Source organism: Geodermatophilus sp. FMUSA9-8 (assembly GCF_037034165.1).
Classification (GTDB): Bacteria; Actinomycetota; Actinomycetes; order Mycobacteriales; family Geodermatophilaceae; genus Geodermatophilus; species Geodermatophilus nigrescens.
This window is the reverse complement of the sequence record NZ_JBAGKE010000007.1, coordinates 187222-198978: the sequence shown is the minus strand read 5'-3', so window position 1 is coordinate 198978 and position 11757 is coordinate 187222. Positions and strand designations below refer to the sequence as shown.

Genomic DNA, 11757 nt, shown 5'->3' with positions numbered 1-11757 from the left:
CCGTGTCGGAGAACGTCCTGGTCCCTGAGCGGTCGGCGGAGGAGCCGCTGGCCGGCGAGGTCGCCGTCGACCCCACCACGGGTCGCCCCGCCGGGCGCCCGCAGGCGCTGGTGCTGCTGCTGTCCAGCTGCCTCGCGGTGCTCGGCGCGGTGCTGCTGGCGCCCGTCCTGCCGCGCATCCAGGACGCCTTCGCCGGCACTCCCGGCGTCGAGGCGCTGGCGCCGGTCGTGCTCACCGCGCCGGCGCTGGTCATCGGCCTCACCGCGATGGTGGCCGGCCGGATCGTCGACCGGGTGGGCCGCAAGCGGCTGCTCGTCGGCGCGCTCGTGGCCTACGCCGTCGTCGGCACCGCGCCGCTGTGGCTGCCGTCCCTGCAGCTGATCGTCGCGAGCCGCGTGCTCCTCGGCCTCACCGAGGCCGCGATCATGACCTGCTGCACGACCCTGCTGGCCGACTACTTCCACGGCTCCCAGCGCGAGCGGTACTTCGGCCTCCAGGTCGTGTTCACCACGGTCGCGGCGACCATCTTCTTCGCGGTCGGCGGCGCGCTGGGCGCCGGCGACTGGCGGACGCCCTTCTGGCTGTACGCGCTCAGCCTGCCCCTCGCGCTCGCCGCCGCGAAGCTGATCTGGCAGCCCGCCCCGCAGGCGCAGGCCGCGGCACGCACCGAGAAGCTGCCGGCCCTGCCCTGGCGCCGGCTCGCCGCGCCGATCGGCGTGTCCCTGGTCGGCGGCCTGGTCTTCTACGTCCTGATCGTCCAGCTGTCCTTCAAGCTCGACGACATCGGCGTGGAGTCCACGGCGGTCATCGGCGCGGCCAGCGCGGTCGCGTCGCTCGGCACCGCGGCCGGCGGCATCCTCTTCGGCCGGCTGGCCAAGCGCGGCCCGGCGGTCCTCGTGCCGCTCGCCTTCGCCCTCTCCGGCGTCGGCATCGTCGGCCTCGGCCTGTCCTCGGCGGTGCCCGCGGTGATCGCGTTCGCCGTCGTCACCGGGCTCGGCAACGGCCTGATCCTGCCGTCGCTGCTCACCTGGGCGCTCGGCTCGCTGAGCTTCGAGCAGCGCGGCCGCGGTACCGGCGTCTGGACGTCGGCCTTCTTCATCGGGCAGTTCTTCTGCCCGCTGGTGGTGCTCGCCCTCACCGGCGCGCTCGGCGGGCTCGGCACCGCGCTGGCCGTCCTCGGCGCGGTGAGCCTCGTGGCCGCCGTCGGGGTCCGGGTCAGCCGGCCGGCCGCGGGAGCCGCCGCGCACTGACGCCCGGCGCGGGAGCGCACCCGTCTAGCGGCGGGTGCGCTCCCGCACGCCGAACGCCCCGGTCACGAGGACCAGCAGCAGGCCGACGACGGCCAGCCAGAACAGCCCCTCGACGATCCAGCCGACCACGGTGACGACGAGCCAGACGACGAGCAGCAGGCCGAGCAGCTTGAGCCACACAGGGTCACCTCCGGGGTCGGTGCGGCCAGCCTAGGCCCGGCGCGCGGCAGGATGGCCCGGATGGACGACGACCCGTGGGACCTGCTGCTCGCCGGCCTCGCCCCGGCGACCGCCGACCTCGTCCGCGCCGCCGACGCGCTGGTGCGCGAGGCCGACCCCGCCGTCGTGCGGGTGGTCTGGCCGCACCAGCGCACGGTCGGCTACGGCGTCGGGCCGCGGAAGAACACCGAGCACTACGCCTACCTCGACGTGTACGACCGGCACCTGAACCTCGGGTTCAACCACGGCGCGGCGCTGGCGGGGGCGGGCTCCGACGGCGGGCTGCTCGAGGGCACCGGGAAGAGCTTCCGCAAGGTCGCCGTCCGGGACGCCGGCGTGCTGGCCGACCCGCGGCTGCCGGCCCTGCTGCGCGCCGCCCGCGCGGAGCGGGTGGCCGCGCTCGGGCGCTAGCGGCGCCGGCGCCGGCGGTCGGGGCGCTCGCGCCTCAGGCCACCAGCTCGTCCAGCAGCCCGCGCACGCGGCGGTCGAGCTCGTCGCGCACCGGGCGGGCGTCCCCGCCGGCCGGCTCCTCCACCGGCCAGTCGAGGTAGCGGGTGCCCGGCAGCACCGGGCAGCCGCGGACGGCGCCGAGCCGCACGACGACGGCGGAGACGTGCACCGCGTCGGCGGTCAGCGGCCGGGGCAGCCGGGCGGCGAGGTCGACGCCGACCTCCGCCATCGCCGCCACCGCGGCCGGGTCCACCCGCGCCGCCGGGGCCGAGCCGGCCGACAGCGCCCGCACCCGGCCGGACGCGCGCCTGGCGAGCAGCGCGGCGGCCATCGGGGAGACCGCCGCGTCGGAAGCGGCGACGAACAGCACCGTCGGCGGGCCGACGGCCGGGTCGGGGGCGCTGCGCTGGGGAGCGGGGGAGGGGACCACGGGCACTCCGGTGCGGGTCGTGCGCCGGCGGGGCCGGTCGCGTCGGGACGTCGTCCGGGCGGGGACGGCGCCGTCCTCCGGGCCCACCGTGCCACCCCCGGCCCGGGGGCGCATCACTCGCGCAGCAGCGTGACCTCCTCCAGGTCCATCTCGTGCTGCACCCGGCGGAACACCTCGTCGTCGATGCGGCGCTGGTCGCGGTAGCGCACGAACACCTCCCGCTCGGCCTCGAGCATCGCCCGGCGCAGCCGCCGGTACACCGCGCTCGGGGTCTCCCCGCCGCCGGCGACCGGCCCGCCGAGCCGCTCCCACGCGGCGTTGGTGCGCGCCTCGATGCGCGAGCGCAGCTCGGTGACGGTCTGCGCGTGCAGCGGGTCGCCGTCGTCGAGCGCCTCGAGCCGGGCGACGGCGGCCGTCCCGGCGTCGGTCTGCGCCTGGGCCTCGGCCAGCGCGTCGGCGGAGCCCTCCGTGCCGCGCACGCCGAGCCGGCGGATGAGGGCGGGCAGCGTCAGCCCGTGCAGCAGCAGCGTGCCGACGGTGACGACGAACGCCAGGTAGACGACCTCCGCGCGGCCGGGGAAGGGGTCGCCGTCGAGCGTGGTCAGCGGGATGCCGGCCGCGGCGGCCAGCGAGACCACGCCGCGCATCCCGGCCCACGACACCACCGCCAGGTGCCGCCACGACGGCGACTCCCAGTCGGCCCGGCGGCGGGCCAGCGGCCGCAGGTAGGTCGTCGGGAAGACGAACGCCACCCGGGCGACCAGGGCGACGAGCACCAGCACCAGCCCGACGGCGGTCATGCCCCACACCGACGGCCCGACGCCCTCCACCACCGCCCGCAGCTGCAGGCCGATGAGCGCGAACACCGTGGCCTCGAGGACGGTGTCGGCGGCCTGCCAGACGGCGCGGTCCTGCAGCCGGGCGACCGGGTCGGCCGCGGGGGAGCGGTGCCCCAGGTAGAGGCCGGCCAGCACGACGGCCAGCACCCCGGAGGCGTGCACCTCCTCGGCGACGACGAAGCCGACGAAGGGCACGAGCAGGCCCATCGCGGACTCCAGCACGCCGTCGTGCAGCAGCCGCCGGATCCGGTCGACCAGCCAGCCCAGCGCCCAGCCGATCGCGGCGCCGCCCGCGGCGGCCAGCACGAAGACGCCGAGGCCCTGCGCGATGCCGTACCCGGCGCCGGCGGCCACCGCGACCGCCACCCGGTAGGCGGTCAGCGCGGTGGCGTCGTTCACCAGGCTCTCGCCGCCGAGGATGGTCATCACCCGCCGCGGCAGGCCCAGGCGCCGGCCGACGGCGGTGGCCGCGACGGCGTCGGGCGGGGCGACGACGGCGCCGAGCACCAGCGCCGAGGCCAGCGGCAGCCCGGGCACCAGCCACCACGCCGCGAGCCCGACCGCGACCGTGGTGAGCAGGACGGCGCCCAGCGCGAGCAGGCCGATCGGGCGCAGGTTGGCGCGCAGCCGCAGGTAGGAGCTGTCCAGCGCCGCCGAGTACAGCAGCGGCGGCAGCACCAGCGTGAGGATCAGCTCGGGGTCCAGCGCGTAGTCGGGGACCCCGGGCACGAACGACAGCGCCAGGCCGACGACGACCAGCAGCAGCGGCGCCGAGACGCCGGTCCGCCGGGCGAGCGCGGTGACCGCGAAGGAGCCGGCCAGCAGCGCGACGAGCGAGAGCTCCATCAGACGAGCGCCGCGTCGGGATAGCACCAGCGCCAGGACTCACCCGGCTCCACCGAGCGGATGATCGGGTGGCCGGAGGTCCCGGCGTGCGCGGTGGCGTGCCGGTTCGGCGAGGAGTCGCAGCAGGCCACGTGCCCGCACGACAGGCACATCCGCAGGTGCACCCACCGGCTGCCGATGGCCAGGCAGTCGCCGCACCCCTCCGTCGAGTCCGGCGTCACGTCCCGGATCTGGTCCAGGTGCCCGCAGGTCGTCATCCCGCCCCCTCCTCCTCGTTCCCCGCCGCCCGGGAGTCGACCACCGGCGCGACGCGGGCGGCAACGTCCCGCGGCCGGTCCCGTCTTCCCGTGGCAGGGTCGGCGGCGACCGCACGGGCCGGGAGGGGGCGACGTGGACCTCGAGGAGGTCGCCGAGGAGCTCTACGGGCTGCTGCCCGGCGACTTCGTGGCCGCCCGCACCGAGGCCGCCCGCCGGGCCCGCGCGGCGGGGGACAGGGCGCTGGCGACGGAGGTCGCCGCCCTCGGCAAGCCGTCGACGGCGGCGTGGGCGTGCAACGCGCTGGTGCGCGAGCAGCCCGACGAGATCGCCGGCCTCGTGGAGCTCGGCGACCTGCTGCGGGAGGCGCAGGAGAGCCTGGCCGGCGACCAGCTGCGGGCGCTCGGCACCCAGCGCTCCCGGCTGCTCGCCGCGCTCGCCCGCCAGGCGCGGGTCGTGGCCGCGCGGCTCGGCCTCCCGCTCAGCGACGCCGTCGCCGACCAGGTGGAGCAGACGCTGCGCGCGGCCCTGGCCGACCCCGACGCCGGCGAGGCGCTGCTGGCGGGGCGGCTCACCGGCCCGCTGTCGGTGTCCGGCGGGCTCGGCGTGCGGCCCGACCTGCGGGTGGTGCCGCCCGCGCGGCCGGCCCGGCCCGTCCCCGAGCGACCTGCCCGACCGGCTCCGGACCCGGCGACCGAGGAGCGCCGCCGGGCCGAGGAGCGCCGTCGGGCCGAGGAGGAGCGGCGGCGGGCGGCCGAGGAGCGGCGGCAGCGGGAGCTGGCCGAGGCGCGGGAGGACGCGGAGGCGGCCGCGGACCTGGCCGAGGAGGCGGCGCGGGGCGCCCGCACCGCCCGGGAGCGGGCCGGGCGGGCGGAGCGCCGGGCGGCGGAACTCGCGGCACGGGTCGAGGAGCTGGCCGCCGAGCTCGCGCGGGTGCGCGAGGAGGCCGCCGCGGCCGACGGCGAGGCGGGCACCGCCCGGCGCCGGGCCGACGCGGCCGGGCGGGCGGCGGAGCGGGCGGCCGCGGAGCGCGACGCGGCGGCCGCCAGGGTGACCGATCTCGAGCGGGCCGGGCGCTAGCCCATCGTCCGCTGGCCGTCGAGGGACTCCCGCAGGATGTCCGCGTGCCCGGCGTGCTGGGCGGTCTCGGCCACGACGTGCAGGAAGACCCGGCGGACCGAGCGGACGGCGCCCGGCGGGAACCACGGCGCCTCGGGCAGCGGGTGGGCGGTGTCGAGGTCGAGGGTGCGCACCAGCTCGTCGGTGCGCGCGGCCACCTCGTCGTAGAGCGCGAGGACCGAGGCGAGCGTCTCGCCCGGCTGCAGCACCCAGTCGGCGCCCCACTCCTCCGGTGACTGCTCCAGCGCGGCCGTCCCGCGCACCGCGAAGTCCGCCCAGGACCGCTCGGTGACGGCGACGTGCTTGACGAGCGTGGCGAGGGTCAGCTCGCTGGCCGTGGTGCGGCGGGCGGCCTGCTCGTCGGTCAGACCGCGCACCGTGAAGCGCAGGAAGCCGCGGTGCGCGGCCAGCGTCTCGAGCAGGTCGGCCCGCTCGGCGGAGAGGGCGGGGGAGCCGGTCGGGGGAGCGGTCGGAGCGGTCACGGGGTCCTCCTGGACGTCGTCTGCCGGTGTCCCCATCGTCGCGGCGAAGCGGACGGATCCTGTCCGCTGTGCGCGCCAGGATGGGCGTATGGGCGACCCGGCCGTCCGCACGCTCCGCCTGCTCTCGCTGCTGCAGACCCGCCGCTTCTGGTCCGGCCCCGACCTCGCCGCCCGGCTCGGCGTCTCCGTGCGCACGCTGCGCCGCGACGTGGAGCGGCTCCGCGAGCTCGGCTACCCCGTCGACGCCTCCCGCGGCACCGACGGCGGGTACGCGCTGGCCCGCGGCGCGGCGCTGCCGCCGCTGGTGCTCGACGACGACGAGGCCGTGGCGCTCGCCGTCGGGCTGCAGGCCGCCGCGGCGGGGCCGGTCGCCGGCATGGCCGAGACGTCGCTGCGGGTGCTGGCCAAGCTCGTGCAGGTGATGCCCGGGCGCCTGCGGGGCCGGGTCGAGGCGCTGCGCGCGGTGACCGTGCCGGCCGGCGTCGCCCCGGCCCCGGGCAGCCCCGACGCCGTCGACCCCGACGTGCTCACCGCCGTCGCGCTGGCCTGCCGCGACACCGAGCGGCTCGGGTTCGGCTACGCCCCGCCGGACCGGGAGCGCGAGGAGCGGCTGGTCGAGCCGCACCGGCTGGTCTCGCTGGGGCGCCGCTGGTACCTCGTCGCCTGGGACCTCGACCGCGGCGACTGGCGCACCTTTCGGCTCGACCGGCTCGACGCCCCGCGTGGCACCGGCTCCCGCGCCGCGCCCCGCCGCTTCCCGGCCGAGGACGCGGCGGCCTGGGTGCGGGAGCGGCTGGACAAGGCGTGGGCGCGGCACGTGGTGGAGGCGGAGGTGGCCGCCCCGGCGGATCAGGTGCGCGGGCGCATCGGCCGGTGGGCGACCGTCACCGAGGACCTCGGCGACGCCTGCCGCGTGCGGATCGAGGGCGACGACCTGGACTGGGCGACGGCCGCGCTGGTCGTGGCGGGGGCGCCGTTCACCGTGCTGTCGCCGCCGGGGTTCGCCGCGCACGTGCGCGACGTGGCCGCGCGCTGCGCCGCCGCGTGACTCCCGCCTCAGCTGGGCGGCACCGTCCCGGCGTCACCGGACGAGGGGTTTGACGTCTCAGAGGACTCCGTGGCCGGTTCCTGGTCGGGGAGGTCCTGACCAGCGGGTTCCGGCTCGTTGAGCGGAGCTTCGTCCGTCGGGGTCTCGAGATCAGCCGAGCCGGCGTCGGACGGACCTGCCGGTGTCCCAGGTTCGGGTGCCTCCTCGGCGGGGGGCGGCTCGCTCCCGGGTGCATCGCTGGTGGGGAGGTCTGGATCCTGCGAACCGTCGGGTGGTGGTTCTGCAGCCGTGGTCGAACCGGGGGACGGCGTGGTCGTGGAGGGATTCGCTGTGGTCGTCGCAGGGGGTGGCGAGGTCGTGGTCGGAGGTGCATTCGTCGTCGTAGGAGGTTGTGACGTGGGTGGCCGTGGCAGCCCGGAGGTGGTCGCCGGAGGTCCGCCATCGGGACCCGTCGGCGCCGTCCCTCCTGCAGAGGACGAGTTCGGGTCCGGTGTGGTCGGCGACTTCAGCGGTGGGGTGAAGCCGCTTTCTCCTGTGTCCGCGCGCGTCTGCCCTCCCGGGACCGGTGCGGCCGAAGTGGCCGCAGCAACCGTGGGGTCCGCGACGAAGGCCCGAGCCGCCTGCTCATCAATCGGGGAGGGGAGGACATCGGCATCGCCAGAGGTGCCTACCGGCCGGTCGCGGAACTCGCCACTGCCGGCAACGACGACGAAGGAGTCCACCCCCTCCGGAGCCCCTTCGACCACCACGACCCCCTCGGGAGTGAACGCGGACCACTGGTCTCCGTCGTACTCGGGTGAGACGCGGGTGCGTGGTGGGTTGAGCGGATTGCCGCACTGGCAGCGAACTCGCGGCAGCCCACGCTCGTCGACGAGGACCGAGGTCCCCGCTTGGAGGACCGACTGGAACGGCGTGGCGCGTCCACCGGAGAAGCCGTGATTGGTGACCGCCGTGTCGAAGCGCAGCACCACCGGCGTGAGGCTCCGTAGGAGGCCCTCGATCCCGGTCGGGTCGACCCCCTCGACCGCGGCCCAGGCAGCTGCCTGGGCGGGATGGCCGGAGAAGAACGTGACCATGGCGTCGACGTCGCAGGTGCCGGCCGCGTCTCCTCCGTACAGGCCGGGCTGGTCGCCGGACACAGGATCTGTCGGCACTCCGCCGGCGGGAGGCTGGTCACCCATGCCGCCGCCAGACCCGGCCTCGGCGCCGCCGGCCTGGTTGGCGGGCCGGGGGACGAACGGCTGCTCGCCCATGGAGTCAGCAGCTTCTTTGGTCACCGGCGTGGCTGCTGCGGTACCCGACGCCAGGTTCATGGCGGCGGCACCACCCAGGGCGAGCAGCGCGACAGCTGCGCTGGCCAGGAGCGGGAGACGACGACGTGTCGCCGGCGACCGAGGATCGTCCCGCTCGGCCCGTCTGACAGCCGACGCGAGGTCGCCGGACTCCATCGATGCCAGCGGGTGACGGAGGCCGCGAGGACCCTCGGTGAGAGCCGCGCGCGCCGACTCTGCTAGCGCGCCCGCACTCACGAAGCGCTGAAACGGGTCCTTGGACATCCCTCGGGCGACCACCTCGTCGAGCGACGCCGGCAGCGAGTCCATCGTCTCCGACGGGCGCGGCGGCGGAGCAGACAGGTGAGCCTCGCACAGTGCTGCCACGTCCGAGGCGACGAAGGGAGGTCGTCCAGTGAGTGCCTCATAGAGGAGGCAGGCCAACGAGTACACATCGACCCGGTGATCGCTCGCATTGTCGGTGAGCCGTTCGGGCGCCAGGTAGTCGAGCGATCCGACGATGTCGCCCGTGCCGGTCAAGGGAGCGCCGGTAGCGGCGCCCGTCATGCCGGCGATACCGAAGTCGAGCAGGTAACAGTGCGGAACCGGCCCGCGGCCGCTCACCAGGACGTTCGAGGGCTTGACGTCGCGGTGGACGATCCCGGCTTGATGCGCGGCGTCGAGCGCGGCGGCGACCTGTTCGACCACGGCCACCGCAATCTGGGGCGACAGCGGGCCGTCCTGCGCCAGCACCTCGCCGAGGTCGCGCCCTTCGACCAGTCGCATGTCGAGGAACAGCCTGCCGTCGACCTCGCCGAAGTCGTGGATCGGGACGACGTGCGCCTCGTTGAGGACCGCCGCGTCCCGACACTCGCGGAAGAAGCGAGCCCGGTAGTGCTGGTCGTGGGCGAGTGCGGGCAGCAGACGTTTCAAGGCGACGGTGCGACCACGCCTGGTGTCCAGGGCGCGATGGACCTCGCCCATCGCTCCGCGACCGAGCAGGTCGAGCAGTTGGTAAGGGCCGAAGGTCTCCAAGGCCAAGCCCTCCGGTCGTCCTAGACGCGGACGCGGGGCCCGTTGGACGCCGGAGTCTCGAGACGGTGCGTCCGCTTTGTCCATCCGCCTCGTCGATCAGGGCCGAGCCGCTTCGACCCTTGCGCGGCGTGGTCCTGCGCCGTGTCGTCGCCGCACTGCAGATGGTGAGGGGAACCGATCCGTCTCAACCCTCGGACGGCGCCCGACCGCGCTCGCACCCAGCATGGGGTGATGACGGAGTCAGCCGGCCGCGTCGCGGTCGTCACCGGGTCGGAGTCGGGCATCGGGCGGGCCGTGGCGGTCGCGCTGGCCGAGCAGGGGTGCGACGTCGGGATCACCTGGTACCGCGACGAGGCGCACGCGCAGGCCACCGCCGAGGAGGTGCGCTCCACGGGCCGCCGCGCGGAGGTCCGCCACGTCGACCTCACGCGGCTGCCGCAGGCCGCCGATGTCGTCGACGAGCTGGCCGAGGCGCTCGGCGGCGTCGACGTCCTCGTCAACGACGCGGGCACCGGCCACTCGACGTCGATCCTGGACACCGACTACGAGACCTGGCGCGAGGTGCTGGTCACCGACCTCGACGCGGCGTTCCTCTGCCTGCAGCGCGCCGCGCGGCGGATGGTCGACGCCGGCCGCGGCGGGCGGATCGTGAACGTCACCAGCGTCCACGAGCACCAGCCGCGGGTGGGCGCGGCCGCCTACTGCGCGGCCAAGGGCGGCCTCGGCCTGCTCACCCGCGTGGCGGCGATCGAGCTGGCCGAGCACGGCATCACGGTCAACGCCGTCGCGCCGGGCGAGATCGCCACCCCGATGACCGGCCAGGAGGACGAGGACCCGGCCGCGCCCGGCCACGAGCGCCCCGGCGTCCCGGTGGGCCGGCCCGGGGTACGCGCACGAGGTCGCCGCCGTCGTCGCCTTCCTCGCCTCGCCACAGGCCTCCTACGTCACCGGGGCGTCCTACGTCGTCGACGGCGGCATGCTACAGATGGGCCCGATGGCCGGCTCGCACATGACCTCCGACGACTGGCGGCGCCCCTGACCCGGGCGTCCTGACTCAGGCGTCCAGCAGCTCCAGCAGCCGGGCGCGGTCGGGCCCCGGGAAGGCGGCGGGCGGTCGCGGCCCGGCCGCGGCCAGCGCGTCCACGCGCTGCCGCACCTCCGGGCGGGCGAGCACCTCGGCCAGCGGCGCCATGCACAGCCGGAACTCGACCATCGCCCGGAACAGGTCGGCGTCCTGCATCGCCGCGCCGAGGAAGGCCGCCGTCTCCGGCGGTGGGGGAGGCGCGGGCCGGCCCTCGCGCGCGGCGGCCATCTGCGCGAGGCGGATCCGGTCCTCGGCCAGCTGCTCCTCGACGAACGGCGCGGCGTCCCGCTCGCTCGCCTCGGCGAAGGCCGTCGCCAGGTCGGCGGGCCGGTCGAGGTGGCCGGCGACCGCGGCGCGCAGCAGCGCGGCGTGCAGGATCCCGACCGACAGACCGCGCCCGGCCGAGGGGTTCGTGCAGGCCCAGGCGTCCCCGACGGCGGCGAAGCCGGTGACCACGGGGCGGCCGTCGTCGACGAAGCGTCGGTGCCGGTCCAGCCCGCCACCCATCGCCAGCACGCCGTCCAGGGCGGTCCCGTCGAGCCAGTGCGCCTGCAGGGGGCACGCGGCGATGACCCGGTCGAAGGTCGCGGGGTCGCGCAGCGCCCGGAGCGGCCGGTCGCCGCTCTCCCCGTAGACGGTCACCGACCAGGTGCCGGCGTCGCCGACGAGGGTGAGCAGCGAGAGGCTGCCCAGCGGGCACACCGGCGGGCCGACCGCTGCCGGCGGCTCCGGGCCCGCCAGGTAGCGGGTGTAGTAGACGAAGCCCGAGTCCTGCGCCCGCACGCGCGGCGGGACGGCGCCCAGCTCGGCCAGCCACCCGGCCGAGCGGCTCCGCCGGCCGGTGGCGTCGACGACGAGGTCGGCCCGCAGCTCGTCGCCGGCCGTCGTCCGGACCCCGGCGGCGTGCGGGACGCCGGCCAGCGCCGGGGCGCCGGGCAGCAGGCCCGCGACGCCGGTCCCGCGGCGGATCTCCACCCCCGCCGTCTCCTCGGCGGCCGCCGCCACCACCGACTCGACGACCGGCCGCCGTCCGGTGACGCCCCGCAGCCGGTCGTCGCCGTCCCGCGGTGCCCGGTCGGCGATCGAGGGAGGCAGCGCGGACAGCCGGTCCACCCAGACGCAGCCGGCGTCCAGCAGCCGCCCGGTGAGCCCCGGCAGCTGCTCGTCGGCGACGGCGCGGAAGCGGGCGTGCAGCGTGTGCGGTTGCCGGAACTGCGCCACGCCCCGGCGCCGCCAGCCCGCCCAGGCCTCCGCCGGCGTGGCAGGGGCGCCGTCGGGGTCGGCCTCCAGCACGGTCACCTCGTGCCCGTCGCGGGCCAGCATCATCGCCGCGCTCAGCCCGACGACGCTCCCGCCGCACACCACCACCGAGGCCATGTCCGCCTCCTCGCCCGCCGGTCGGTCCCCGTGGTGGCCGGCAGGCTCCTCC

At 76.7% G+C, this 11757-nt stretch carries 12 protein-coding genes; 5 read left to right on the top strand and 7 right to left on the bottom strand.

Translation table 11 applies throughout. From position 1 onward, the window contains the following. Window positions 1-2 precede the first annotated feature (2 nt). Window positions 3-1250: an MFS transporter gene (locus WA616_RS16000; RefSeq protein WP_336031341.1), complete on the top strand. Its 1248-nt coding sequence runs from the start codon at window positions 3-5 to the stop codon at window positions 1248-1250. Between the two features lie 24 nt (window positions 1251-1274). On the opposite strand, the gene WA616_RS15995 is transcribed toward WA616_RS16000, so the two are convergent. Continuing rightward, window positions 1275-1430: a hypothetical protein gene (locus WA616_RS15995; RefSeq protein WP_336031339.1), complete on the bottom strand. Its 156-nt coding sequence runs from the start codon at window positions 1428-1430 to the stop codon at window positions 1275-1277. Window positions 1431-1490: 60 nt separating this feature from the next. Here WA616_RS15995 and WA616_RS15990 point away from each other — a divergent pair, with 60 nt between their 5' ends. After that, window positions 1491-1880, top strand: a complete 390-nt coding sequence (locus WA616_RS15990) for a hypothetical protein (RefSeq protein ID WP_336031337.1) — start codon at window positions 1491-1493, stop codon at window positions 1878-1880. 34 nt (window positions 1881-1914) lie between these two features. Here WA616_RS15990 and WA616_RS15985 read toward each other — a convergent pair whose 3' ends face one another. From WA616_RS15985 to WA616_RS15975, 3 genes are all read right to left on the bottom strand, one after another. Next, entirely contained in the window at window positions 1915-2349 is a 435-nt protein-coding gene (locus WA616_RS15985) for an arsenate-mycothiol transferase ArsC (RefSeq protein ID WP_073420831.1), read from the bottom strand. 113 nt (window positions 2350-2462) lie between these two features. Continuing rightward, on the bottom strand, window positions 2463-4034 hold the full coding sequence (locus WA616_RS15980; RefSeq protein WP_336031334.1) for a Na+/H+ antiporter: 1572 nt from the start codon (window positions 4032-4034) through the stop codon (window positions 2463-2465). Continuing rightward, window positions 4034-4291 carry a UBP-type zinc finger domain-containing protein gene (locus WA616_RS15975; RefSeq protein WP_073420548.1) on the bottom strand — a complete coding sequence of 86 codons (258 nt, stop codon included), beginning with the start codon at window positions 4289-4291 and terminating at the stop codon, window positions 4034-4036. Before WA616_RS15975 ends, WA616_RS15980 begins: the two co-directional genes overlap by 1 nt. Window positions 4292-4424: 133 nt before the next feature. Between WA616_RS15975 and WA616_RS15970 the strand changes: the two genes are divergently transcribed. Beyond that, window positions 4425-5369 carry a hypothetical protein gene (locus tag WA616_RS15970; protein WP_336031330.1) on the top strand — a complete coding sequence of 315 codons (945 nt, stop codon included), beginning with the start codon at window positions 4425-4427 and terminating at the stop codon, window positions 5367-5369. On the opposite strand, the gene WA616_RS15965 is transcribed toward WA616_RS15970, so the two are convergent. Continuing rightward, complete coding sequence (locus WA616_RS15965) at window positions 5366-5890, bottom strand: DinB family protein (RefSeq protein ID WP_336031329.1); 525 nt, start codon at window positions 5888-5890, stop codon at window positions 5366-5368. The genes WA616_RS15970 and WA616_RS15965 overlap by 4 nt on opposite strands. Before the next feature lie 88 nt (window positions 5891-5978). Between WA616_RS15965 and WA616_RS15960 the strand changes: the two genes are divergently transcribed. Next, the gene (locus tag WA616_RS15960; RefSeq protein ID WP_336031327.1) at window positions 5979-6938 is read left to right on the top strand and encodes a helix-turn-helix transcriptional regulator; all 960 of its coding nucleotides are present in this window, start codon (window positions 5979-5981) and stop codon (window positions 6936-6938) included. A gap of 8 nt (window positions 6939-6946) precedes the next feature. Here WA616_RS15960 and WA616_RS15955 read toward each other — a convergent pair whose 3' ends face one another. Then, entirely contained in the window at window positions 6947-9244 is a 2298-nt protein-coding gene (locus WA616_RS15955; protein ID WP_336031326.1) for a DUF6777 domain-containing protein, read from the bottom strand. Window positions 9245-9475: 231 nt separating this feature from the next. On the opposite strand from WA616_RS15955, the gene WA616_RS15950 reads away from it, so the two are divergent. Further along, window positions 9476-10297, top strand: a complete 822-nt coding sequence (locus WA616_RS15950) for an SDR family oxidoreductase (protein ID WP_336031325.1) — start codon at window positions 9476-9478, stop codon at window positions 10295-10297. A 1-nt stretch (window position 10298) separates the two neighbouring features. On the opposite strand, the gene WA616_RS15945 is transcribed toward WA616_RS15950, so the two are convergent. Further along, a complete protein-coding gene (locus WA616_RS15945) occupies window positions 10299-11705 on the bottom strand; it encodes an NAD(P)/FAD-dependent oxidoreductase (RefSeq protein ID WP_336031324.1) in 1407 nt (468 codons plus the stop codon). Window positions 11706-11757: the final 52 nt, after the last annotated feature.

Excerpts from the sequence above, each read along its gene's own strand:
- WA616_RS15980 (WP_336031334.1), bottom strand. The coding sequence starts at position 4,034 with ATGGAGCTCTCGCTCGTCGCGCTGCTGGCCGGCTCCTTCGCGGTCACC.
- WA616_RS15960 (WP_336031327.1), top strand. The coding sequence starts at position 5,979 with ATGGGCGACCCGGCCGTCCGCACGCTCCGCCTGCTCTCGCTGCTGCAG.
- WA616_RS15975 (WP_073420548.1), bottom strand. The coding sequence starts at position 4,291 with ATGACGACCTGCGGGCACCTGGACCAGATCCGGGACGTGACGCCGGAC.
- WA616_RS15950 (WP_336031325.1), top strand. The coding sequence starts at position 9,476 with ATGACGGAGTCAGCCGGCCGCGTCGCGGTCGTCACCGGGTCGGAGTCG.
- WA616_RS15990 (WP_336031337.1), top strand. The coding sequence starts at position 1,491 with ATGGACGACGACCCGTGGGACCTGCTGCTCGCCGGCCTCGCCCCGGCG.
- WA616_RS15945 (WP_336031324.1), bottom strand. The coding sequence starts at position 11,705 with ATGGCCTCGGTGGTGGTGTGCGGCGGGAGCGTCGTCGGGCTGAGCGCG.